The following is a 22,669-nucleotide window of genomic DNA, read 5'->3' on the forward strand; positions in this document are numbered from 1 at the left end:
AGAGCACTTTGTTTCAACGCGTCCGACGCGCGGAAAAAGCGCCGGACGCTCGCGCCGGCGCTTCTCTGGACTCGACGGGGCAAGTCCCACACCCGTCGAGGCTACTGAATCAGGATCTCGATGGTCGCAGTGCCGCGCTGGCCCGCGGCATTGACCACTTCCACCGACACCCGACGACGCCCCGCGGTCCCGTAGACCTTGCTCGTGGTCGGGCCGGTCGTGACGCGCGTGTCGCCGTCGCCGAGGTTCCAGTTGTACGCGACGATGTTGGTCCCCGACGCGGTTGCCGTGAACTGCACCACCGTGTTGGCGGCCGCGGTCGAGGGCGAGGCCGTCAAGGTGACGCTGATCGCCCGCTCCTCGACCGTCACGGTCGTCACCGCGGCGGTCGTCTCCCCGCCCGTGTCGAGCACCGACACGGTCACCTGGTACGTGCCCTTGCGCGCGTAGACCTTCTGGACCGTCCGTGAGCCGGTCAGGGCGCCAAGCGAGCGCCGCTCGCCGTCGCCGAAGTCGATGACGACGTCGCGGACCGGGTCGCCGTTGGTCTGCGGCTGCACGTTGACCGTGAAGGTCGTCGTCTCGCCTTCGCCCACCGCGGTCGACGGCCCGGTCAGCGTGATGATGGGGCGCGTGGTCACCCGCACGGTCGTGGTGGCCTGGACCGTCCCCACCGTCGCCGTGACGGTCGCTTCCCGCGTCGTCGTCAGCTGCGTCCGCGCTTCGCCGTTGCCGTCGGTGATGACCGTGGCGTCGCGCAGGCTGCCCGCGTTGGTGCCGAAGGTGACCGGCACGCCCGGCAGGCGCTGGTTGTTCTCGCCGGTCGCGACGGCCACCAGATCGACCGTGCCGCCGTTGGCCCCGACCGCGCTGGGCGAGGCCGTCAGGGTGAGCTGCGAGGCCGCCGCTGCCCCGACGCGAATCTCGATGGCCTCGGCCTGCGCACCACCGGAGAAGGCCCGTACCTGGGCGATCCCCGATGCCGCCCCGGCGTTGAGCCGTACGGTGGCCTTGCCGCCGCTGGTACGAGCTTCGGCCGGATCGATCGTGCCCAGCGTGGTGGTGAAGTTGACCTGGGTGCCGTTCTGCACCGGAACGCCACCCGGTTCGGTGACGTTGGCCGTGATCTCCACGGTGCCGTTGAGCGCCACGACGGTCTGGGCCGCGAAGAGCGTGACGGCCGAGTCGGTGGGGGCCGTGAGCGGCGCCTTGTTGCAGGCGCCGGCGACCAACGCGACCGACAGGGGCACCATGCCGAGAAGGACCCTCAAGGCCATCGGCCGGCCGGCATGACGCGGTGCTAGCATGACTGGCAAGAATACCAAACGCATGAGGCCCCCCGAACAGACCCCGGCTTTGTCAGACGCGCGCGGCTACGCGATGGCCGTGCTGCTGGTCGCGCTGGCGGTCATGCTCACCCTCATGACCATGGCCATGCCGGTCTGGAAGCAGCAGGCCAAGCGCGAGAAGGAGGAGGAACTGCTGTTCCGCCTCAAGCAATATGCGCACGCATTGGCGCTGTATCAGCGTCGCCTCCCCGGAGCCTCGCCGGCCAACCTCGACGACCTCGTGAAGGAACGCTACCTGCGGAAGAAGTACAAGGACCCGATGACCGGTAAGGACTTCGCGATCCTGCGCGTCGGGCAGGTGTCGCCGGGGATGACCGCCACGCTGCCGGTCGGCGGGCGGCCCGGCGCGCCGGCGCCGCAGGGGAGTGGCACCTCGATGGGGCGGCCCGCTGGAGGATCGCCTTCACCCACGGCGCCCGGCACGACCTTCGGTGGCACGTCGAGCGCGCCTGGACAGGTTCTTCAGCCGGGCATGGGTGGCGCCTCCGGGGCGGTCGGCGGCATCCGGGGCGTGGTCAGCACCAGCAAGGAGACGTCGCTGCGCGCCTGGAAGGGACGGACGCAGTACGACCAGTGGGAGGTCGCGATCGAGGACATCACGCCGCGCTTCTTCGGCGTGCAGTCGCCTCAGCCGGGCCAGAACCAGCGACCCGGCGGACCGGGCCCGGGACGTCCGGGTGGCCAGACCGGTCCGTCCTCACCGTCGCCGGGCAGCCTGCCCAACAACCCCTACGGCAACACGATTCGTCGTCAGTGACGCACGTTCGCCGCTGGCGCCGGCGTGTCAGCGGGGGGCACGAGGCCCTGCGGCGTGAAAGGCGGCGATCATGCCCAGGCAGAGCAGGAGCGGGATGGCGGCGAGCACCCGTCCGCCGGCCAGCGGCAGGGTGAGTCCCATCCCCCAGGGCAGCAGGATGGCCCCGACGCAGCCGATGCCGGCCACCGTCGATACGGCGAACGCGGCGCGATCGGCGAAGCGCGTGGTCACGACACCGAACATCGACGGGTAGATCGGTCCGGTTGCGCCACCGAGCAGGACGAGCGCCGCCATCGTCGGCACGCGCTGCCCGACGCCCAGCACCAGGCACACGCCACCCGCGAGCAGCACGCCGAGGGCGCCCCACAGCACCGTCGCCGGGTCCACCCGGAGGGCCATCACCGTGGAGACCACCCGGCCGGAAAGATAGGACAGCCAGTAGATCGACATGGCGAGCGCGGCGTCGGCCGGCGTGACCCCGAGCGTCTGCTCGAGATAGGTGGGCGCCCAGCCGCTGAACCCCGACTCGACGCCGCCGTAGAGGAACACGAGGACGCCGATGAGCACGAGGGCCGTGGGGACGGTCTTGCGAGCGGGCCCGCCCGCCACGACGTGCGGCGGGGGCGGGTCGTCGGGCAGCACCCGCCACGCCCACGGCAGCAGCAGGATGGCGCAGGCGCCGCCCACCGCGGGCACCCACCGGGCCTGGCCGCCGCTGCGGAGCACGGCGCTCGTGATCAAGGGGCCCAGCACGGTGCCCACCCCGTAGAGGGCGTTGATCAGGTTGACCACGAACGCAGGGCGATGGGTCAGCAATCGCGAGGCGACCAGGTTGATGGCAATGGTGCCGAAGCCATAACCGACGCCGAGCACCGCGCTCCCCAGCAGCAGCGTGACGCCGTCGCGCGCCAGGGCCAGCCCCGTGGTGCCGAGCGCAAAGACCGCGATTGCGGTGAGGATGGTGCGGCGGGTACCCACACGGTCGAGCAGCACGGCGGCCGACACCTGCGAGGCGAGGAACCCCGCGAACAGCGCGCTGTACAGCACGCCCATCGCCGACACGGCCAGTCCGGCGACGTCGGCAAACTCGGGCAGGGCCGGGCCGATGGCCGCGATGCTGACGCCGAGCGCGACGAACGCTGCGCTCAACAAGGCCATCAGGGCGCGCGGCGCCTGGCTGTCGCGCGGGCTCATGACCGGTCCGCCCATGCCGCGCCGATCGCGGTGTGGACGGCGCGTCGCAGGTCCGCGATGTCGTTCGATGTGGCTCTTCCCGCCACGCGATTGGTGAGCAGCACGACGTACAGGTCCCGCGTCGGATCGATCCAGACCGACGTCCCCGTGAATCCGGTGTGGCCGATCGCCTGCCGCGACAGGTACGGCCCGCACGACGAGGTCGGCAACCCGGTGTCCCAGGCCAGGGCACGCGACGATCCCGGCACCGGTGAGCGACGCGCGAATGCCCGCACTGCCCACGACGGGGCAAGCGGCGAGTCCCCGCCCTGCAACCCCCGCAGCACGGCTCTCGCGATGTCGCCGACGCCGCGCGCCGTGCCGAAGAGCCCGGCGTGTCCGGCGACGCCGCCCATCGCGGCCGCGTTGTCGTCGTGCACCTCGCCACACAGGAGGCGTCCGCGCCAGGGGCTGAGGCCGGTCGCCTGGACCTCGGGAGTGCATGGCCGCGGCCCGAACCGCGGCGCATCGTCGCTCAGCCAATCCAGCACGGTGTGCACCTGCTCGTCGAGGGGCGACTCGGTGATCGCCTCGAGCACACGTCCCAGCACGATGAATCCGAGGTCGCTGTAGGTGGAGGCGGTCCTGGGCGCATGGGCCAGTGGCGCGCGCGCGCAGGCCGCCACCATCGCCTCGCTGCCGCGGTGGCGCTCGAACAGCGGCAGGTGCGCGGGCAGTCCGGAGGCGTGCGCCAGCAGATCGCGCAGCCGGACGCTGCCGCGGTCGGCGCCACGCCATTCCGGCACGAGGGCGCGGACGGGCACGTCGGGGTCGAGCAACCGACGCCCGAGCAGGTGGGTCGCCAGCACGCCAGTGCCGAGCACCTTGGTCAACGAGGCGAGGTCGAAGACCGCCTCGGAGGGGGCGCCGAAGGCCAAACGTTCAGCCGCGCCCGACACAGTGCCCACTTCGAGCACCGCCGCGGGCAGTCGGCCGTCGTCGACGGCGGCAGCGAGGAGCGCCGCGGCTGGCGCGAGGAGTGGCACGTCAGCGGGCCGCACCGGCCTGGCTCGAATCGCCCTCGGGGAACGCCCGCCGCTGGACGGCAGCCAGGTACGTGGACGGGCGGCCGACGCCGGCCGACATGCTGTCGTACGAGTAGAGCAGCACGCCGCCGAAGCCGCGCGCCCGGGCCACGGCCACCCGCCGGGCAGTCTCGAGCGGATCGATCTTGTAGGCGCCGATGCCCGGCCACACCGTGCCGGCGGCGCCATCGGCGAGCACCTGCAGTTGCCGCTCGTAGGTCGCCCCGCTCGACATGTAGAGCATCGGGCATGCGGCATCGATGAGGCCGTCGCGCAGCCAGCGCGCCCAGTCCTGCAGCTTGTAGTCGCGGGCGTACTCGGGGTCGGGCCAGACCGCGGCCGTCACCTTCAGCGCCGGGCGGTTGCGGCGCGCGGTGGTGCCCAGTCGCGTCACCAGCTGCGTGAGCCGCTCGCGACGCCAACTGACCCAGCGCGCGGCATACGTGTCGATGAAGGCCAACGGTCGCGACGCCGCGCGGCCGTCGAGGGTCGCCAGTTCCGCGGGAGTCAACTCGAGAGCCAGCGAGGCGCGAAAGGCCGCCAGCGCCGCCCGGCTGACGTCGAACTCCGGTGAAGGGAAGCGGATGTAATCGAGGTGCAGGCCGTCGAGGGCGTACCGCGTGGTGAGGTGATCGACGGTGGCCTCGAGCCGGTCCTGCGCGCCCTCGGGCAGCGGCGAGGCGAACACGCCCTCGATCGTCGCCGACTGCTTGCGGCTCCACGTGGCCAGCGTCGCCGCGTAGCGCGGATCACGCGGCGACATCGGCAACAGCGTGTCGGCCAGCGGCCGCGGCACCATGAGCCACTCGGGATGCTGCACGGCGACGTGCTGCGTCGCGGTCGGCATCGCGGTGGCGCCGGCGACCAGGTTGACGTTCAGCCACGCGTGCACCTGCAGGCCGCGGGTCCGCGCCCGCCCGACGAGTTCCCCCAGCGGGTCGAAGCTCGCCGGTTGCCGGGCCAGCAGCGATGCGCGCGGGTCGGGGCCGCCCAGGTAGAAGGCGTCGCCCCGGCCACGGACCTGCACGAACACGGCCGTGAGCCCGTGCCGTTCCGCGTCGTCGACCACCTGCGCCACGTGGGCGGGGCTGGTCATCCAGCTCCGCGTGACCCACATGCCCCGCATCTCCGCCCCACCGGCCTGCGGACGCGCGACCCCATCGCGCGGCCAGGCCACGGCAGGAAGCAGGGTTGCGAGGGAGATCCGCAGGAGGTCGCGGCGGGAGGCTACGGGCATCGATCCGGCGCGCGCGAGGAACGAGCACGCGCAAGCGAAGTATATACTCGCCCTCGCGTGATGTCGGGCAGCCACACCCCACCCCTCGTGATCGGGATCGACGCCGGGGGGACCAAGACCGAGGCCGTGCTGGCCGATGGCCACGGCGAGGTGATCGCCCGGGCCCGACGCGGCGGCGCGAACCTGGCGGCTCACGGCGAGCTGGCGGTCGAGAAGACCCTGCACGAGGTCATCGATGAAGCTCTCGGCGAGGGACACCTGCGCCCCGACGTGATCTGTCTGGGGATCGCCGGCGTCGATCGTGCCGAGGACAACGCCACCATCCAGGGCATCATGCGCCGCATCGGCGCGCGGGCCAGGATCCTCGTCACCAACGACGCGCTCATCGCCCTGGTGGCCGGCGCCGGCGTCGGCCCGGGCGTCGTCGTGATCGCCGGCACGGGATCGATCGCGTACGGACGCAACGACCGCGGCGAGGCGGCTCGCGCCGGCGGCTGGGGATACATCCTCGCCGACGAGGGGAGCGGGTTCTGGATCGGTCGGCAGGCATTGCGCGCGGTCGTCCGCGCCGCCGACGGGCGCGGACCCGCCACGAGCCTCACGCCACTGGTCCTGGACTTCTTCGGCGTCACCCGGCCCGAGCAGCTCGTGCGCGAGGTCTACCGGCACTACCTCAAGCCGAGCGACATCGCCCGCTGCGCAGCGCTCGTGCAGCAGGCACGCGACGCCGGCGACGAGGTCGCCGCCAACATCGCGTCGGTGGCCGCTGACGAATTGGCGGCAGCCGTGCGATCGGTCGTGCGCCAGCTGGAACTCGCCGGACCGTTCCCGGTGGTGATGGCCGGCGGCGCGTTCCTCGCGGTGCCGTGGCTGCAGGACGCCCTGCGGGCCCGGCTGGCCGAGACCGCCCCCGGCGGCGAGGTCCGCCTGCTCACTACCGACCCGGCGATTGGCGCCGTGCGCCTGGCCCTGGCCGAAGCCCGGGGCGGCGCGTCACTTCCCTCGTACAAGACTCGTGATCATCTCGCTCTGTGATTCGCCCCAGGACGTGGCCGACCTCGCCGCCCAACGCGTCGCCGACCTGCTCCTCGACACTCCTCGCGCCGTGCTCGGCCTGCCGACCGGCCGCACCCCGATCGCCATGTACGACGAACTGGCGGCTCGCGCGTCGGCCGGCGAGATCGATTTCTCGCAGGTCACCAGCTTCAACCTCGACGAGTTCGTCGGGATCGGCGAGTCTCACCCCGGCAGCTACCGCGCCTACATGAAGCAGCACCTGTTCGATCGCGTCGGGCTGCCGGCCGGGCAGGGGCATGTGCTCGACGGCCTGGCCGCGGACGCCGATGCCGAATGCGCGCGCTTCGAGGCAGCCATCGAAGCGGCCGGTGGCATCGACCTGATGATCCTCGGCCTCGGCGCCAACGGGCACATCGGCTTCAACGAGCCCGACGCCGCGCTGCAGGCGCGCACGCATCGCGTCACGCTGCTCGAGCCGTCGCGCAAGGCCAACGCCGACTTCTTCGACGGCGATCCCGCGAAGGTGCCTGCCGAGGCGATGACGATGGGGATGGGGACGATCCTGAAATCGCGCCGCATCATGCTGCTGGTGACCGGCAGCGGGAAGGCCGCCACCGTCGCGGCGATGATCAATGGTCCGGTGACGACGCAGATGCCCGCGTCGTTCCTGCAACTGCACGGACACGTCGAGCTGATCTGCGACAGCGAGGCCGCCGCGCAGATCAGGTAATTCGAAATCTGAAATCTGAAATGCTCGGGGCCGCGGCTGCGCCGCCGCCCCACGAGATGTGTCGAGCGGCAAGGCCGACAGGCCGGCCGCCGACCAATTTCAAATTGTCCGATTTCAAATTGCTGGGGTCACTTCTTGTCGAGGCCCAGGAGGGCGCGCAGGCGCGGCTCGACGTCCTCGCCCACGGCCTCGCGCACCGAGTCGTGCGACTTGCGCAGCGTGGCAAGGGCCTTGGAGAGCGGCAGGCCGGTCCGCTGCATGACGATGGCTGCCTTGACGTCGTTGCGCGCCGACTTGAGGAGCTTGCCGGCGGTCTCGTAGTCGACGCCCGTGGCCATCGTGATGATCCGCCGCGCCCGGTCCTTCAGCTTGTCGTTGGTCGCCTGGACGTCCACCATCAGGTTGCCGTACGTCTTGCCGCTCCGGACCATCGCGATGGTCGTGAGCATGTTCAGCACCATCTTGGTAGCCGTGCCGGCCTTCAGGCGGGTGGACCCGGTGAGCACCTCGGGGCCGACGGCCGGCGCGATGATCAGGTCGACGAAGTTCTGGAGCTCGCTGCCGGGCCAGCAGGTCACGAAGATGATGCGCAGGCCGGCCTTGCGGGCCCGGGTGAGCGCCCCGCGCACGAAGGGCGTGACGCCGCTGGCCGAGATGCCGATGACGATGTCGCGCTTCTGCGGACGCAACCGGGCGATGGCCCGCGCGCCTTCCTCGTAGTCGTCCTCGACGCCTTCCTTGGGCTGGAACACGGCGTCCTTGCCGCCCGCCATGAGGGCGCGCACGCGCGTCGTCGACACGCCGAAGGTCGGTGGCATCTCCGCCGCCTCGACCACGCCGAGGCGGCCGCTCGTGCCGGCGCCCACGAAGATCACGCGCCCGCCCTTGCGGAACGACTCGGTGACCATCTGCACGCCGGCGGTGATGCGTTCCTTCTCGCGATGGACCGCGGCGACCACCTTGCGATCCTCGCTGACCATCAGGTCGATCACGTCGCCGACCGAGGCGGTGTCGAGCGAGAGGCTGTTGGGATTGATCGCTTCGGTGGGGAGGGCTTCCCACTTCGACATCGTCGGCATCAGGGGTGACTCGGGGCGACCGCGGAAAAACCGCTGAAGCGTAGCGCGGGCCTTTCCAGGCTGTCAACGAAACGCCTGGGCTCCCGCCGTCGTCGGGAGGCACGAGGACCGATTGCTACAATCGCTGCCACCCATGCCCACCCGCGCGCTCCCGATCGACGAGGCGGCCATGCTCGGCCAGCGCCTCGAGGCCGAGCTCGGACGGACGATCGTCGGCCAGCGCGCCGTGCTCCGCGAGATCCTTGTCAGCTTCTTCGCCGGCGGACACTGCCTGCTGCGCGGCGTGCCCGGCCTGGCCAAGACGCTCATCATCAAGACCCTGGCGCGCACCGTCGACCTGTCGTTCAATCGCATCCAGTTCACCCCCGACCTGATGCCGTCCGACATCGTCGGTGCAGAGGTCATCGAGGAGGATCGCAGCAGCGGCCGCCGCGAAGTGCGGTTCATGCGCGGCCCCGTCTTCGCGCACATCCTGCTCGCCGACGAGATCAACCGCACGCCGCCGCGCACGCAGGCGGCGCTGCTCGAAGCGATGCAGGAACGGCAGGTCACCGTCGGTGGTGTGCGGTACGATCTGCCCGCTCCCCAGTTCGTGCTGGCCACCCAGAATCCCATCGAGCAGGAGGGCACGTACAGCCTGCCCGAGGCCCAGCTCGACCGTTTCCTGCTCAACGTCGTGATCGGATACCCGACCGCCGACGAGGAGCGCCAGATGCTGGCGCAGACGACGGCGGCGCCTCAGGCCGCCGCGCAGGTCGTGGCGACCGGCGCCGACATCGCGGCCGTGCACGCGCTGGTGCGTGAAATCCCCGCCGCCAGCAACGTGATCGATTACGCCGCGCGACTGGTGCGCGCCACCCGCCCGGGCGCCCCGGAGGCCACCGCCTCGGTGACCACCTACGTCCGCTGGGGCGCCGGGCCGCGCGCCGGTCAGGCGTTACTGCTGTGCGGCAAGGCTCGCGCGTTGCTCGAGGGCCGGGCGACCGTGTCGCTCGAGGACATCCGGGCACTCGCCCTGCCGGTGCTCCGCCACCGCGTCCTCGTGAACTTCCAGGCGGAAGCGGAAGGCGTCGACGCCGATGCGCTCGTGTCGCGCCTGCTCGACGAGGTGACGGCGCGGTCGTGACGGGGCCGCCCTCGACGCTGGCACTCGACCCGGCGCTGCTGGCACGCATCGCCGACCTCGAACTGGCCGCGCGTCTCATCGTGGAGGGGGCGCGACTCGGGGCGCATCGCAGCCCCTTCACCGGCTCTGGCGCCGAGTTCCAGCAGATGCGCCCCTACCTGCCGGGCGACGATCTCAAGCACCTCGACTGGAAGCACTACGCGAGGACGGATCGCCTTTTCACGCGCGTCTACCGCGAGACCACGGAGTGGCCGGTGATGCTGGCGGTCGACGCGAGCCGATCGATGGCCCTGTCGTCGACGCCCGGCGTCAGCAAGCTGCGCGTCGCCGCGGTGCTGGCGGCGGCCCTGGCGTACCTGCTCGTGCAGCAGGGCGAGTCGGTCGGCCTGATCGCGCATGGCGACGAACCGCGGCTGCAGTTGCCGCCCCGCACCGGGCGCCCGCACCTGGTGCGCGTACTCGGCCAACTCGACCGCCTCGAGCCCAGCGGCGGCACGGCCCTGGCCCGTGGCATCCGCACGGCGGCGACACGACTCGGCCGGCGGGGAATCGTCGCAGTGATTTCCGACCTGTTCGCCGACGACGACGCCACGACGGCTGCCGTGCGCGAAGTGCGGCGGATGGGCCACGAAGTCGTGCTGTTCCATGTGCTGACGCCCGAGGAGCGGGTGCTCCCCGACGACGGTGACGTGTCGTTCGAGGATCTCGAAACAGGTGAGCGCGTGGTGACCAGTGTGCCGGCCATCCGCGCCGCCTATGTGGCACGCCTCGGCCGCTTCCTCGGGTGGTGGCGGTCGTTCGCAGCGGGCGAAGGCATCACGTTCGTCGATGCCCACACCGACGCGCCACTCGACGCCGTGCTGCGCGCCTTCTCGCAGCAGCGCGCGGCCCTCGCGGGCGGGTCCCGGTGACCTGGGCAGCTCCCTGGGCCTGGGCGCTGCTGGTCGGCGTCGCCCTGCCGCTCGTGGCTCACCTGTGGTCCCGGAGGCAGCCGACGCGCCGGCCGTTCTCCACGCTGCGCTTCCTCCGCGCCGCCTCCCCGGTGTCCCGTCACCTGCGTCGCGTGCAGGACTGGCCACTGCTGGTGCTGCGCACCGCGATCGTCGCTGCCGTTGCCGCGGCCGCGGCAGGCCCGACACTGATGACGATGGCGCGCCTCGAGGCGTGGCGCGCGCGCCTGCATCGCGTGATCGTGGTCGACGCATCGGTCGCGCCCGCAGCCGCCGAGACGGTGGAGCAGTGGCAGCGCACCGCCGCGTCGTTCGAGTTGCTCCCGGCTGCCGCCCCGACGCAGGCACTGCCGGAGGCCATCGCCCGCGCCACCAGCGCGGCGCGCACCGGTCGCGCCGAGATCGCGATCGCCTGGAGCGGGCGCGCCACGGCGCTGCCACCCCGCGCCCTGGCCGACATCCCCGTGCCTGTGGGCATCAGCCTCGCGCCCGTCACCGCCGCGCCCGCCCGGGCCTCGGGCGGGCGCCTGACGATCGAAGCCGCAGCCGATGATGGCCCGGCAGCGGCGCGCCTGCGCGAGGTCGCCTCGACCAGTCGTGTGCGCAGTGCGGTGCGCCTTCGCCTGTGGCTGCCAGGCACGGCGGTGCCTGCGGCACGCGTCGAGGCGGCGACGCGCGAGGCGGTGGGCGTCCTCGACGCGTTGGCGAGCGATCCGCGGCTGCGGGCGGCCGCCGAACGGTCGGTACGCGATGCGCGCGCCATCGAGCTTGCCCCGGGCGTACGCATCCTCGCGGCAGACGCGGTGGGGCGCCCACTGTTGTCCGGCTGGGCCGCGGACTCGCGCGTCGAACTGGCGTTGGCCGCCACGCCTGGCTCGCCGCTGGCGCTCTGGACGACGGCGCTGGGGCGCGAGGCCCTGGAACGACCGGAGATCGACCTCGCGCCGGTCATGTGGCCGGCCGAGGCGCTCGCCCGCGCCACCCGCCAGGCGCAGGCCCCGCCGGTCACGACGCTCCCGGCCGGCCTGGACACGCGCTGGTGCTGGGGACTCGCGCTGCTGCTCCTTCTGACGGAGGAGTGGTGGCGCCGGCGAGCCAGCCGTGCCGACGGCAGCCCGGAGGTTCGCGATGCCGCCTGACGAGCCACACGCCGGCATGCGCGATGGCGCGCCCGACCATCGCGTCATCGAGGCCTGGTTGCGCGACGCCCATCGGCGCTGGCGGGTCGGCATTGTCGGCTGGCACCTGGTGATCGGCATGGCGGTCGCGAGGGTCGTGCACGCGTGGGTGGGGGCTGTCGGGGGACACGCCTTGCTCACGGGCGCCGCCGCAGGCCTGAGCGTCGCCGCCGCCGGACTGCTGTCGGCGCGTGGGCTGCGATCGGTGACGCCGCTGGTGACCGCCGCCGAGGCGGCCACGCCCGCCCTCGCCAATGCGCTGCAGGCCTGGCACGAGCGGTCGCCGGCGCTGGCACCGATGGTCGAGGCGCACCTCGCGCGGCAGGTGCGCACGGCACTGGCGACGACCGTGCCGCCGCGTCCCATCTCGAGACGACGATGGGTGGGCGCAGTGATGGCGCTGGCGCTGGCCCTGGCCGGTCCGTGGCTGTGGCGCGGAGCCGGCACGGCACCATCGAGCTCCGATCCGAGAGTCGAACCACGAAGCGCCACGCGGACCGCGTCGGCGACCCTCCAGTGGCAGGTCACCGTCCGGCCGCCAACCTACACGGGCGAGCCTGCGCGAACCCAGTCCGGGGCGACGCGAGTGGAGGCCCTCGAAGGCTCGCGCCTTGAGCTGAGGTTCACGGGCTGGCCCGACGGCGCGACGGCGCGCCTCGGCAGCGACGTCCTCGCGCTCGCGGGGAGTGGCGGCGCACGCGAGGCCACGCTGGAGTTGCGTCAGTCGGACGCCGTCGTCGTCAGCACCGCGCACGGATCCCCGCTGGCCACCATCGTCGTCATGGTCCGCCCCGATGCCCCGCCGGACGTCCGGATCACGGCCCCGGGCGCCGACCTTCGGCGTGCGACCGCCACCGGACAGGTACGGGTGCGCATCACCGCGCGCGACGACCTCGGCCTGCGCGAGGTGCGCCTGCTGTACACGCGCGTGTCGGGCAGCGGCGAGAGCTTCACGTTCGAGGACGGCGAATGGCCGGTGCGGCTGGAGCGCCGTTCCGCAACTGCGTGGGAAGCAGAGCATGTCGTGGATCTTTCGCGGCTCGGCCTCGCTCCCGGCGACTCGGTGGCGTACCACGCGGTGGCCCACGACGCGCGGCCGGGCGCCGAGGGCGCGGGGGAGTCGGAGCGCTTCCTGATCGAGATCGCCCGGGAGGGCGCCCAGGCAGCCGGCGACTTCAGCCTGCCCGAGCCGGACGAGAAGTTCGCCCTGAGCCAGCGCATGGTGATCCTGTTGACCGAGCGGCTCCTCGAGCGTCGCCCACGGATGACGCCTGACGCCTACCGTGCCGAGGCGCAGGCGCTCGCCATCGCGCAGCGCCGGGTGCGGGCCGAGTTCGTCTTCATGCTCGGCGGAGAAGTGGAGGACGAGGCCGAGGAGGCCGCGCACTCGCACGAGGTGGAGGCGGGGCGCCTCGACAACCGCGGCCAGGGCGATCTCACGAGGGCGGTGCGCCAGATGGCGCAGGCCGAGGCCCGGCTCACCGACGCCGACCTGAGGGAAGCCTTGCCTTACGAGTACGACGCGTTGTCGGCGTTGCAGGCGGCATTCGGCAAGGCGCGCTATTTCATGCGGACCTTGCCCGCACCGGTCCGTCTCGATGGCGCGCGACGCTTGCAGGGGGACCGGAGCGAGGCGGCGCCCTCGACGTGGGCCCGCGGGCCGCTCCCCGAGACGCAGCGTGATCGCGCGCTCGCGCTGCTCGCGCGGCTCGAGCAGACGGGCACCTCGGTGCCGGTGCTGCTCCCGGGTCTGATTGCGCTCGACCGTGCCGATGCCGCATGGGTGAGGGAGGTCCAGCAGGCCGCCGGCCGCGACGACCGTGCCGGGATCGCGCGGCTGCTCCGCTCCCGCCTCCTCGCGGCGGCGCCTTCGCGCCTGGTCGTGCCCCTGGCGGCTTCGGCGGACGAGGCCGGGCTCGCGGCCCGGGAGCGTCGGCCGTGAGGGCAGTCCGCGCCGCGCTGCGGGTGGCCGGCATCGCCGGCATCATCGGTGGCCTGATGGACCCGGGCTGCACCCAGGCCCGGCGCCCCGTGCTCGACGTCGAGGTGATGCCGGGTGTTCCCGACGCCGATGCGCGGGTCGCGCGGCTGGCTGCCTCCTCGCCCTGGGCGGACGTGCGCCGCGCCGACGAGTCCGGTGCCGTCGGGGGGCGCCGCGCGTCGGCCCGTGTCGTGCTCGGGGATCCCGCCGCCGTCCTGGCCTCCCTCCGTGACCGCGGCGCCGCGCTGGCGCTGCGCGCCGCTGGCGAGGCCCTGTCGATCGTGTCCGTGAGAGCCCCCGTGCAGGCCGCCGTTGGCGCGCGGGTGGATGTGACCGCGATGGTCACCGACCTGCCACGACGCCACGGCCGCGTGCGGGTGCGGCTGCTCGATGGGGCGACCGGCACCGCCGTCGCCGTCGCGGAGTCCGGCGACGCCGACCCGCTGCGCCCGGCGGTCAGCATCGAGGTGCCGTGGGTGCCGGCGCGTCCAGGGCAAGTCCGACTTCGTGCCGTGGCCGAGTGGATGGGTGACGGCCAGGTCAGGTCATCGTCGCCGGCCGACGTCGACGTGCACGTGCGGGACATCGCCCTGGCTGTCGACGTCCTCGAGGCCCGGCCGTCATGGGGAGCGCGCTTCGCACGGCTCGCGCTCGACGGGGCGCGGCGGGTGGACGTTCGCAACGAGACGCGGGTCGCGCCCGGACTCGTGACCGGGACCGACCTGCAGCCTCGCCCGGCCACCAGCCGCGATGTCGCCGGGATCACCCTGGTCGGCGGCGTCGATGCGTTGACCACCCGCGACGTCGCCCGGCTGAAGACCGCCGTGCAGGACCGCGGTCACACCGTGGTCCTCATCCTCGACGAGGTGCCGGGGCCCGGACCGTGGACGAGCCTGTGGCCCCATCCGCTCGGCGCCACCCGGACATCCGGTGCGACGATGGTCGCACGCATCGGCCGACACGCCTGGCACGTCCGTGAATGGATCGAGCCGCGACCGGCAACGGATGCCCGCCCCCTGGCGTATTTCGACGAAGGCACGCCGGTGCTGTGGGGGCGGCCGATCGGCGCCGGACGGGTGGTCATGGTGACCGCCCTCGATGCCTGGCGCTGGCGCGCCGATGAGGACGCCGACTTCGCGGGCGGATGGCGCGCGCTCCTGACGTCGCTGGCGCTCGACCAGCCATCGCCATTGTCGCTGCGGGCATGGCTGGGGCACTCCGGGGACGGCCAGGTGGTGGGGCTGGCGGTCACGGCCGCACCGGGAGTGGCCGTCGACGCGGTGGAGGTGACGCCGGTCGAGGCCGTCGAGGGATGGCCTGCCTCGGTCCCGCTCTGGTCGGGGCGCCCGGGGCAGTGGCGGGGCACGGCCCCCTGGCCGGCGGACCGACGGATACATCTCGCGGCTCGTGCCCGGCGGGGCGGGCGAGTGGTGGCCGAGGACGCAGCCGTGATACAGGTAAGCCCACCTGCACTGGTCGCCGGCTGGCCCGACGTGGTGCGCCATCAGGCGGAATCGGGTGCCCTGGCGGCCGGCGAGGCGGAGGCGCCGCGCGCCCTTTCGGCGTTGCGGGCCGCGCTGGACGCACCGGCGGGTGAGCGGCGGTACGTGACGCGGACCTGGTGGTACGCGGCGATCGTCATCACCGCCCTCGGCCTCGAGTGGATCCTGCGCCGCCTGCAGCGCGAGCGCTAAGGCAGACGCGAAACGACATGCCGCAGAATCGACGAGACTTCCTCAAGACCGCCGGCGTCGCCGGCGCGGCGCTCACCCTGTCGGACCTCTGGCTGGCCCCCGCCTCGGCCCAATCACCACGGGCACGGTCGGGCCCCTGGCGCACGTGGGGCACCGACGCGCTGAAGCAGGCCAGGGCGCTGGGCTGCACCTACGCCGACATCCGGTTCGGACGAAAGCGTTCGCAGGCGCTGAACGTCCGGAACGGGCAACTGACCAGCGCCGGCGGGTTCAGCTTCGGCGGCTTCGGCGCGACGCCGGGGGGCGGCGTGTCCGACACGTACGGGTTCGGTGTGCGGGTGATCCACTCCGGCGTGTGGGGCTTTGCCAGCAGCCCGATCGTCGCGCCGGACGAGATCCGCCGCGTGGTGCAGCAGGCCACCGACATCGCCAGGGCGAGCGCGATGGCCAAGCGGTTCGACGTGAAGCTGGCGCCCGTGCCGGCCTACGACGAGTTCTACGAGACGCCACACGAGCGCGACCCGTTCGAGGTGCCGCTCGAGGAGAAGCTGGCGATCCTCACCGAGGCGACCAGCGAGATCCAGAAGAACAAGCAGATCCTGTTCGCCACCGCGCAGGTGAGCTTCTCGCACGACTGGAAGTTCCTGGTCACCAGCGAGGGCTCGTTCATCGAGCAGAGCCTCTACTACTGCTCGTGCGGCACGTCGGCCACAGCGCGCACCAAGGGCCAGGTCAAGACGCGTATCTACACGCCGGGCGCGTCGACCGCGGGATACGAGTTCCTCGTGAAGGCGGACCTGAAGGGCAATGCGGAGCGTGTCGCGGCCGAGGCCGTCGAGCACAGCATGGCGGCGCCCGTGTCGGCCGGCCTCAAGGATCTCGTGCTCAAGCCGTCGCACCTCGCGCTGACGATCCACGAGATCATCGCCCACCCCACCGAGCTCGACCGCATCGTCGGCTACGAGGCCAACTACGCCGGCACGAGCTTCGTGAAGCTGTCGGACCTCAAGAAGCTGAAGTACGGCAGCCCCCTGCTCAACGTCTACGCCGACCGCACGCACGTCGGCGGGTGCGGCACGGTGGGCTTCGATGACGACGGCGTGAAGGCGCAGCGGTGGCCGATCATCCAGGACGGCATCCTGGTGGGGCTGCAGACCAACCGCGAGACCGCGCACTACATGGGCGAGACCGAGAGCCGGGGCTGCACGTTCGCCAATCACTGGCGCAACTACCCGTTCCTGCGCATGCCCAACATCCAGATGCAGCCGGGCAAGCCCGGCTCGCCGACGCTCGAGCAGATGATCGCCGACGTGAAGGACGGCGTGCTCGTCGAGGGCTCGGGCAGCTTCAGCATCGACCAGCAGCGCTACAACGGGCAGTTCGGCGGCAACGCCTTCTGGGAGATCAAGAACGGCAAGGTCACCCGGATGGTGACCGACTTCACCTACAACGCGATCACCACGGACTTCTGGGCGAACCTCGACGCCGTGGGACCGCCCGAGAGCTGGGAGCACCACGGCATGGACGGCGACGCGAAGGGGCAGCCGGTGCAGTCCAACTACCCGTCGCACGGCTCGTCGCCCTGCCTGATCCGCAAGGTCATGGTCGGCGCGGCCTTCTCGTAACGACACTCGACGGACTTCGTTCATTCGGCCGTCGGCCTTCGTCGTTGCGGCCGGCCATGAGCGGCGTCGGGCGACTTCGAAGGTGCGTGATCTTCACGAAGGCCGAAGGCCGAGGGCCCCAGGCCGTGTTCTCGAGGGATGAGATGAGTTATTCGCGCGAAGAAGTGAAGGCGATCACCGACAAGATCCTGAACATGGCCAAGGCCGACGCGGTCGAGGTCGATTTCCAGGGTGGGGAGCGGTCGGCGACGCGGTACGCCAATTCCAGCATCACGGCGAACCTGATCGAGCACGACCAGCAGGTGAACATCACGGTCTACTACGGGCAGAAGAGCGCCAGTACCGTGACGCACCAGTTCGACGATGCCTCGCTGAAGACGGCGATCGAGGAAGCGCAGGCGCTGGCCAGGCGCAAGCCGGACAACCCGGAGACGATGCCGCTGGTCAAGCCGCCGCAGAACTACGTGCCCGTCGAGGCCGTGATCGACCGCACCGCCAACTTCGGGCCGGCCGAGCGCGCCGCGATGGTGAAGAAGAGCCTCGACATCTGCGAGAAGAAGGGCGTGGTCGGCGCCGGCTACATCCCGAAGCTGCACTGGACGCAGGCGACCGCAAACAGCGAGGGCCTCTTCTCGTACTTCCGCTACGCCGAGGCGAGCCTCATCCTGACCTGCCGCACGCCCGACGGGACGGGCTCCGGCTGGGCGGGGCAGACAGGGCTGAAGGACGTGAGCCAGATCGATCCGGTGGCGATCACCGAGCGGGCCGCCGACAAGGCGCTGAAGTCGCAGAAGCCGCGCGCCATCGAGCCCGGTGACTACACGGTGATCCTCGAGCCGCGGCCGGCGGCCCGGTTCCTGTCGCTGCTGCTGACGTCGATGGACGCGCGTTCGGCCGAGGAAGGCCGCAGCTTCATGAGCGGCAAGGAACGCGGGCAGACCAAGGTCGGCGAGAAGCTGTTCGGCGACAACGTCACCATCAAGTCGGTGATCAACCACCCGGTGCTGCGGCAGTCGCCGATCGGCGAGGACGGCCTCGCCGCGCAGGACGTCACCTGGGTCGAGAAGGGCGTCGTCAAGAACCTGTACTACAGCCGGTACTGGGCGCAGAAGACCGGCAAGCAGCCGACCGCGACGCAGCCGGGGCTGAGCCTGGTGATGGATGGCGGCACCACGTCCGTCGAGGAGATGATCAAGACGACCAAGCGCGGGCTGCTCGTCTCGTTCTTCTGGTACATGCGCCCGGTGGAGCAGATGTCCATCCTCTACACCGGCATGACGCGCGACGGCCTGTTCCTCATCGAGAACGGCGAGATCACCGCGCCGGTCCAGAACTTCCGCTGGAACGAGACGCCGGTGGTCGGGCTCAACAACATCAGCGCGCTCGGCCCGCCCGAGCCGATGCACACCGGCGAGGCCTACGACCAGCCGGGCACGGCGATGATTCCGGCGATGCGCATCGAGGACTTCACGATGACGTCCGTCTCGCCCGCGGTCTGAGGCCAGCCATGTCCAGCAATCGTCGAGAGTTCCTCAAGACCGTGGGCGCCACCTCGATGGCGCTCGCCTCCAGCGACCTGGTCGCCGCGCTGATCGCGCAGTCGCCCAGGGGCAAGGTGCTGGAGTCGAAGTTCAAGGGCCTGTCCGACGTCGCGCTCGGCGAAGCCAGGCGCCTCGGCGCCACGTACTGCGACATCCGCTTCACGCGCAACGTCAGCGACTCGGTCACCGTGCGTGATCGCATCGTCGGCGGCGGCGGGTTCGGTGGCGGCGGCGGTGGCGGCGGATTCGGCGGGGGCGGCGGGCGCAACGAGAGCGCCGGCTTCGGTGTCCGCGTGCTGCACAGCGGCGTGTGGGGCTTTGCCAGCAGCCCGACCGTCACCGAGGACCAGGTGCGCGCCATCACGCGCCAGGCCGTGGAGGTGGCGCGCGCGAGCGCCGTGGCCAAGCGGTTCGACGTCAAGCTGACGCCGACGCCGGGCTACCAGACGTACTGGGCCACGCCGATCAAGGTCGATCCGGCGACCGTGTCGCTCGACGACAAGATCGCCTTCCTGCTCGGCATCAACGAGCAGTTGATGAAGACCAAGGGCGTCATCCGGACGCAGTCGTCGATCGCCCAGGACTACGAGTGGAAGTACTTCGCCTCGAGCGAGGGCTCCTACATCGAGCAGGAGACGTGGCGCATGGCGCCGAGCTACACGGCGACGGCGCGCGCCGGTGGCAAGGTCAAGACCCGCACCTACACCGTGCAGGCCCGGACGGGCGGCTACGAGGTGGTGACCGGCGGCGGCATGCTCGAGAACGCCGACCGCATCGCCGCCGAGGCGGTCGAGCACGCGATGGCGCCGTCGGTGACCGCGGGGCTCAAGGACATCGTGATGACGCCCTCGCACTCGATGCTGACGATCCACGAGATCATCGGCCACCCGACCGAGCTCGATCGCATCCTGGGCTACGAGGCCAACTACGCGGGCACCAGCTTCATCAAGCTGTCCGACGTCGGCAAGCTGAAGTACGGCAGCAAGCTGTTCAACGTCACCGCCGATCGCACCACGCCCGGCGCGCTCTGCACCGTGGGCTACGACGATGACGGCGTGAAGACGCAGTCGTGGCCGATCATCCGCGACGGCATCCTGGTGGGCCTGCAGACCAACCGCGAGACGGCGCACTTCATGGGCGAGAAGGAGAGCCGCGGGTGCACGTTCGCCACCTCGTGGCGCAACTACCCGTTCCTGCGGATGCCCAACGTGCACGTCGAACCCGGCGACGACAAGGCCCCGAGCGCCGAGGAGATCATCGCCGACACCAAGGATGGCCTGCTCATCGACGGGCGCGGCAGCTACTCGATCGACCAGCAGCGCTACAACGGGCAGTTCGGCGGCGACGCGTTCTGGGAGATCAAGAACGGCAAGAAGACGCGGATGGTGGCCGACGTGACCTACAACGCCATCACGACGGACTTCTACGGCAACCTCGACGCCGTGTCGAACAAGGGCTCGTGGGAGATGCACGGCACCACAGGCGATGCCAAGGGCCAGCCGGTCCAGATCAACCACATCTCGCACGGCGCGCCGTACATGCGCGTGCGCAAGATCATGGTGGGCGCGGCCTACCTCTGAGCCGCTGCGGTGCACCGGGCCGTTCAGTCGAGCGGCTCGGCGACCACCACCCTGTTGCGCCCCTCGGCCTTGGCGCGATACAGCGCCAGGTCGGCGCTGTGCAGGAGCCTGGCGACGTCCGTGACGTTGTCGCCCCTGGCCACGCCGACGGAGGTGGTGATGGCGATCGTCGCCTCCTTGAAGGGCACCGGCGTGTCCTGGATCACGCGGCGGACCCGCTCGGCCATCGCCATGGCCTGGTGTTCCGGGACGTCCCTCAGCAGCACCACGAACTCCTCGCCACCGAGGCGAGCGACAATGTCGCCGCGCCGGAACAGCTGGGCCAACAGCTGTCCGACGTGACGCAGGACCGCGTCGCCGCCGTCGTGGCCATGGGTGTCGTTGACCCGCTTGAAGAAGTCGATGTCCAGGGCCAGGGCGGTCATCGTCTCGCCTCGGCCGGCCCGCGCGTCCTCCAGCCAGGGCTCCACGCGGGCGGCCAGGCCGCGGCGGTTGAGTGCCCGCGTGAGGGGGTCGGTGAGTGCCGCATCGAGCAAGGTCACCTCGCGCCGACGCCGCTCGCTCACGTCCCGCGCCACGATCACGAAGGCGGCCGCCTCACCTGCGTCGTCGACGATGGTCGAGAGGATCGTGTCGCCCCAGATCGCCCCGCCATCGGCGCACTGGTACTCCGCCTCGAACGAAGCCCAGCCCTGGCGGACGGCGAGTGCGGCCATCGCCGCCAGGTCCACCGGTTCACTGGAATCGGCGCGCAGCAACTCGGCGCCGGGGCGCCCCACGATCGTCGTCCCGTGGCCGAGCAGGCGCTCGATGGAGCGATTGGACTGCGTGATGCGCAGGTCGAGGCCGAGCATGACCACGAAGTACCCCTGCAATGCCTCCAGGAGGACGGCCAGATTCTGCCGCTCCCGCGCCAACTGCCGCTCCTGAAGGACGCGGCTCGTGACGTCCTCGATCGCGACCATGCACGAATCGGGGTTCACGATGATGGCCGTCAGCGCCAGATGGCGCACCTGTCCCTGCGGATCGCGGCGCTCGACCGGCCGTTGCTCGGCCACCAGCCCCGGCTCGCCGAGGTGATCCCTCGACAGGTCGGCCAGTGCCGGGTCGAGCGCCTGCAGGATGGCCCAACCCTGGTCGGCGCGCGAGGGCAGGCCCAGTGCCACCAGCAGCGCGACCGCGCGCGGGTTCATCAGGTCGATCTCGCCCGCGCCGCTCATGCGCCATACGGCGACGGGGAGCTGGTACAGGAACTGGAGCAGCGACTCCTGATCGCCGGACGCGGATTCGTGACTCACGAGGTCAGCGCTTGACCAGCAAGTACATGTAAGGGGAGGCGGCCGATCGCAGCAGGCGCAGCGTGACCGGCGAGGGCTTCATGCGCAGCGTGAACACATAGTCGAGGGTCGCGTCCAGTTCCGGCTCGCTCAGGAAGCGCTCGGCGATCAGGTAGTTGTTCGTGCATGGCGCAACGTCGCTGAAGAAGTTGCGTGCCAGCACGCGCTCCCTGGACAGTCCGGCCATGCGCGACTCGCACGCATTGTAGGCCTCGACGTCGCCGCCCTCGCGCATGCGGATGACGCCGAAATCCAGCGTATCGAGTTCCTCCGCCGACAGGGCGTCAAGTTGGGCCAACACACTCGGGTCATCGAAGTTCATCGCGCTCGATTCTCGTCTGCCGCGTCGGTCGCGGCGTCCGCCCAGTTTACAACTGATGAGTCTGCAATAGAGCCAGCCGCACCGGCGTGACCGCAGCCTCGGTCACGCGGGCGCGCCACGCGTCCGGCCGTGGCGGCATGGGGCGCGCTCGCGCCATCAACGCTCGGTTCCACCGGCGCCGGCGCCTACCCTGGGGGCTGCGGAGCAGCGGTCGTCCTGACCTGATCATCGACGACGACCCGGCCGTCGAACAGGTGCACCGACCGTGTCGCGTGCGCAGCGTAGCGCGGGTCGTGCGTGACCATGCAGATGGTGGCGCCATCGCCATGCAGGTCGCGCAGCAGCTGCATCACGGCCTCGCCGTTGCGCGAGTCGAGGTTGCCGGTCGGCTCGTCGGCCAGCAGGATGGACGGCTGCGTGACCACCGCGCGTGCCACGGCGACGCGCTGCTGCTGACCGCCGGACAGCTGCGCCGGCAGGTGGCGCGCCCGGTGCGCCATGCCGACCCGCTCGAGCGCCCCGTTCACGCGCTTGCGGCGATCGGCAGCCGACATCCCCATGTAGGTCAACGGCAGCTCGACGTTCTCGTGGACGGTGAGGTCGCCAATCAGGTTGAAACTCTGGAAGACGAAGCCGATCTCGCGGTTGCGCGTGCGCGCCCGCTCGGCCGTCGACAGGCCGTCCACGGAGCGACCGTTGAGGAGGTAGCGTCCCTCGGTGGGCGACTCGAGCAGGCCGAGGATCGAGAGCAGCGTGGACTTGCCGCAGCCGGACGGGCCGGCAATGGCGACGTACTCGCCGAAATCGATCGTGAGGTCGATGCCGTCGAGGGCATGCGTCTCCACATCGTCGGCCGCGAAGACCTTGCGGATGCCGTCGAGCCGGATCAGGGGATGGGACACGGCGTG

19 protein-coding genes are annotated in these 22,669 nt (G+C 71.2%); 11 read left to right on the forward strand and 8 right to left on the reverse strand.

Annotated features, from left to right (window positions below; genetic code table 11):
- Positions 1–101: 101 nt before the first annotated feature.
- A complete protein-coding gene (locus TBR22_RS12765; protein ID WP_239493373.1) occupies positions 102–1,307 on the reverse strand; it encodes a PKD domain-containing protein in 1,206 nt (401 codons plus the stop codon).
- A 22-nt stretch (positions 1,308–1,329) separates the two neighbouring features.
- Between TBR22_RS12765 and TBR22_RS12770 the strand changes: the two genes are divergently transcribed.
- Complete coding sequence (locus TBR22_RS12770; protein WP_239493374.1) at positions 1,330–2,106, forward strand: type II secretion system protein; 777 nt, start codon at positions 1,330–1,332, stop codon at positions 2,104–2,106.
- A gap of 27 nt (positions 2,107–2,133) precedes the next feature.
- Here the strand turns inward: TBR22_RS12770 and TBR22_RS12775 are convergent, their stop codons facing one another.
- The 3 genes from TBR22_RS12775 to TBR22_RS12785 are packed head-to-tail and all read right to left on the reverse strand — an operon-like array spanning position 2,134 to position 5,541.
- Positions 2,134–3,300, reverse strand: a complete 1,167-nt coding sequence (locus TBR22_RS12775; RefSeq protein WP_239493375.1) for a sugar MFS transporter — start codon at positions 3,298–3,300, stop codon at positions 2,134–2,136.
- On the reverse strand, positions 3,297–4,325 hold the full coding sequence (locus TBR22_RS12780) for a serine hydrolase (RefSeq protein ID WP_239493376.1): 1,029 nt from the start codon (positions 4,323–4,325) through the stop codon (positions 3,297–3,299). Before TBR22_RS12780 ends, TBR22_RS12775 begins: the two co-directional genes overlap by 4 nt.
- Position 4,326: 1 nt before the next feature.
- Positions 4,327–5,541: a glycoside hydrolase family 10 protein gene (locus TBR22_RS12785; protein WP_239493377.1), complete on the reverse strand. Its 1,215-nt coding sequence runs from the start codon at positions 5,539–5,541 to the stop codon at positions 4,327–4,329.
- 147 nt (positions 5,542–5,688) lie between these two features.
- On the opposite strand from TBR22_RS12785, the gene TBR22_RS12790 reads away from it, so the two are divergent.
- Both TBR22_RS12790 and nagB read left to right on the forward strand, forming a co-directional pair.
- Entirely contained in the window at positions 5,689–6,636 is a 948-nt protein-coding gene (locus TBR22_RS12790; protein ID WP_239493378.1) for an N-acetylglucosamine kinase, read from the forward strand.
- Complete coding sequence (gene nagB, locus TBR22_RS12795) at positions 6,617–7,348, forward strand: glucosamine-6-phosphate deaminase (protein WP_239493379.1); 732 nt, start codon at positions 6,617–6,619, stop codon at positions 7,346–7,348. The genes TBR22_RS12790 and nagB overlap by 20 nt, the downstream gene beginning before the upstream one ends.
- A 128-nt stretch (positions 7,349–7,476) precedes the next feature.
- Here nagB and murQ read toward each other — a convergent pair whose 3' ends face one another.
- Entirely contained in the window at positions 7,477–8,427 is a 951-nt protein-coding gene (murQ, locus tag TBR22_RS12800; RefSeq protein ID WP_239493380.1) for an N-acetylmuramic acid 6-phosphate etherase, read from the reverse strand.
- A gap of 133 nt (positions 8,428–8,560) precedes the next feature.
- Between murQ and TBR22_RS12805 the strand changes: the two genes are divergently transcribed.
- The 8 genes from TBR22_RS12805 to TBR22_RS12840 all read left to right on the forward strand — a co-directional run bounded on the left by TBR22_RS12805 (position 8,561) and on the right by TBR22_RS12840 (position 20,102).
- Complete coding sequence (locus tag TBR22_RS12805; protein ID WP_239493381.1) at positions 8,561–9,553, forward strand: MoxR family ATPase; 993 nt, start codon at positions 8,561–8,563, stop codon at positions 9,551–9,553.
- A complete protein-coding gene (locus tag TBR22_RS12810) occupies positions 9,550–10,464 on the forward strand; it encodes a DUF58 domain-containing protein (RefSeq protein ID WP_239493382.1) in 915 nt (304 codons plus the stop codon). The genes TBR22_RS12805 and TBR22_RS12810 overlap by 4 nt, the downstream gene beginning before the upstream one ends.
- Positions 10,461–11,642: a BatA domain-containing protein gene (locus TBR22_RS12815; RefSeq protein ID WP_239493383.1), complete on the forward strand. Its 1,182-nt coding sequence runs from the start codon at positions 10,461–10,463 to the stop codon at positions 11,640–11,642. Before TBR22_RS12810 ends, TBR22_RS12815 begins: the two co-directional genes overlap by 4 nt.
- Entirely contained in the window at positions 11,632–13,623 is a 1,992-nt protein-coding gene (locus TBR22_RS12820) for a DUF4175 domain-containing protein (protein WP_239493384.1), read from the forward strand. Before TBR22_RS12815 ends, TBR22_RS12820 begins: the two co-directional genes overlap by 11 nt.
- Positions 13,620–15,356, forward strand: coding sequence for a hypothetical protein (locus tag TBR22_RS12825; protein WP_239493385.1), 1,737 nt, complete (start codon positions 13,620–13,622; stop codon positions 15,354–15,356). The genes TBR22_RS12820 and TBR22_RS12825 overlap by 4 nt, the downstream gene beginning before the upstream one ends.
- A 17-nt stretch (positions 15,357–15,373) precedes the next feature.
- Positions 15,374–16,981, forward strand: a complete 1,608-nt coding sequence (locus TBR22_RS12830; protein ID WP_239493386.1) for a metallopeptidase TldD-related protein — start codon at positions 15,374–15,376, stop codon at positions 16,979–16,981.
- Positions 16,982–17,124: 143 nt separating this feature from the next.
- The gene (locus tag TBR22_RS12835) at positions 17,125–18,480 is read left to right on the forward strand and encodes a TldD/PmbA family protein (RefSeq protein ID WP_239493387.1); all 1,356 of its coding nucleotides are present in this window, start codon (positions 17,125–17,127) and stop codon (positions 18,478–18,480) included.
- An 8-nt stretch (positions 18,481–18,488) separates the two neighbouring features.
- Entirely contained in the window at positions 18,489–20,102 is a 1,614-nt protein-coding gene (locus tag TBR22_RS12840; protein WP_239493388.1) for a TldD/PmbA family protein, read from the forward strand.
- A gap of 23 nt (positions 20,103–20,125) precedes the next feature.
- Here the strand turns inward: TBR22_RS12840 and TBR22_RS12845 are convergent, their stop codons facing one another.
- The 3 genes from TBR22_RS12845 to TBR22_RS12855 all read right to left on the reverse strand — a co-directional run bounded on the left by TBR22_RS12845 (position 20,126) and on the right by TBR22_RS12855 (position 22,663).
- Positions 20,126–21,400 (reverse strand): sensor domain-containing diguanylate cyclase, encoded by a 1,275-nt coding sequence (locus TBR22_RS12845; RefSeq protein ID WP_239493389.1) that lies wholly within the window; start codon positions 21,398–21,400, stop codon positions 20,126–20,128.
- Positions 21,401–21,404: 4 nt separating this feature from the next.
- The gene (locus TBR22_RS12850; protein WP_239493390.1) at positions 21,405–21,761 is read right to left on the reverse strand and encodes a hypothetical protein; all 357 of its coding nucleotides are present in this window, start codon (positions 21,759–21,761) and stop codon (positions 21,405–21,407) included.
- Positions 21,762–21,946: 185 nt separating this feature from the next.
- A complete protein-coding gene (locus tag TBR22_RS12855; protein ID WP_239493391.1) occupies positions 21,947–22,663 on the reverse strand; it encodes an ABC transporter ATP-binding protein in 717 nt (238 codons plus the stop codon).
- Between the last annotated feature and the right edge of the window lie 6 nt (positions 22,664–22,669).

Origin of the sequence: Luteitalea sp. TBR-22 (assembly GCF_016865485.1) — a bacterium.
GTDB lineage: Bacteria > Acidobacteriota > Vicinamibacteria > Vicinamibacterales > Vicinamibacteraceae > Luteitalea.

Excerpts from the sequence above, each read along its gene's own strand:
- TBR22_RS12765 (WP_239493373.1), bottom strand. The coding sequence starts at position 1,307 with ATGCTAGCACCGCGTCATGCCGGCCGGCCGATGGCCTTGAGGGTCCTT.
- TBR22_RS12770 (WP_239493374.1), top strand. The coding sequence starts at position 1,330 with ATGAGGCCCCCCGAACAGACCCCGGCTTTGTCAGACGCGCGCGGCTAC.
- TBR22_RS12775 (WP_239493375.1), bottom strand. The coding sequence starts at position 3,300 with ATGAGCCCGCGCGACAGCCAGGCGCCGCGCGCCCTGATGGCCTTGTTG.
- murQ (WP_239493380.1), bottom strand. The coding sequence starts at position 8,427 with ATGCCGACGATGTCGAAGTGGGAAGCCCTCCCCACCGAAGCGATCAAT.
- TBR22_RS12805 (WP_239493381.1), top strand. The coding sequence starts at position 8,561 with ATGCCCACCCGCGCGCTCCCGATCGACGAGGCGGCCATGCTCGGCCAG.
- TBR22_RS12820 (WP_239493384.1), top strand. The coding sequence starts at position 11,632 with ATGCCGCCTGACGAGCCACACGCCGGCATGCGCGATGGCGCGCCCGAC.
- TBR22_RS12830 (WP_239493386.1), top strand. The coding sequence starts at position 15,374 with ATGCCGCAGAATCGACGAGACTTCCTCAAGACCGCCGGCGTCGCCGGC.
- TBR22_RS12835 (WP_239493387.1), top strand. The coding sequence starts at position 17,125 with ATGAGTTATTCGCGCGAAGAAGTGAAGGCGATCACCGACAAGATCCTG.
- TBR22_RS12840 (WP_239493388.1), top strand. The coding sequence starts at position 18,489 with ATGTCCAGCAATCGTCGAGAGTTCCTCAAGACCGTGGGCGCCACCTCG.
- TBR22_RS12850 (WP_239493390.1), bottom strand. The coding sequence starts at position 21,761 with ATGAACTTCGATGACCCGAGTGTGTTGGCCCAACTTGACGCCCTGTCG.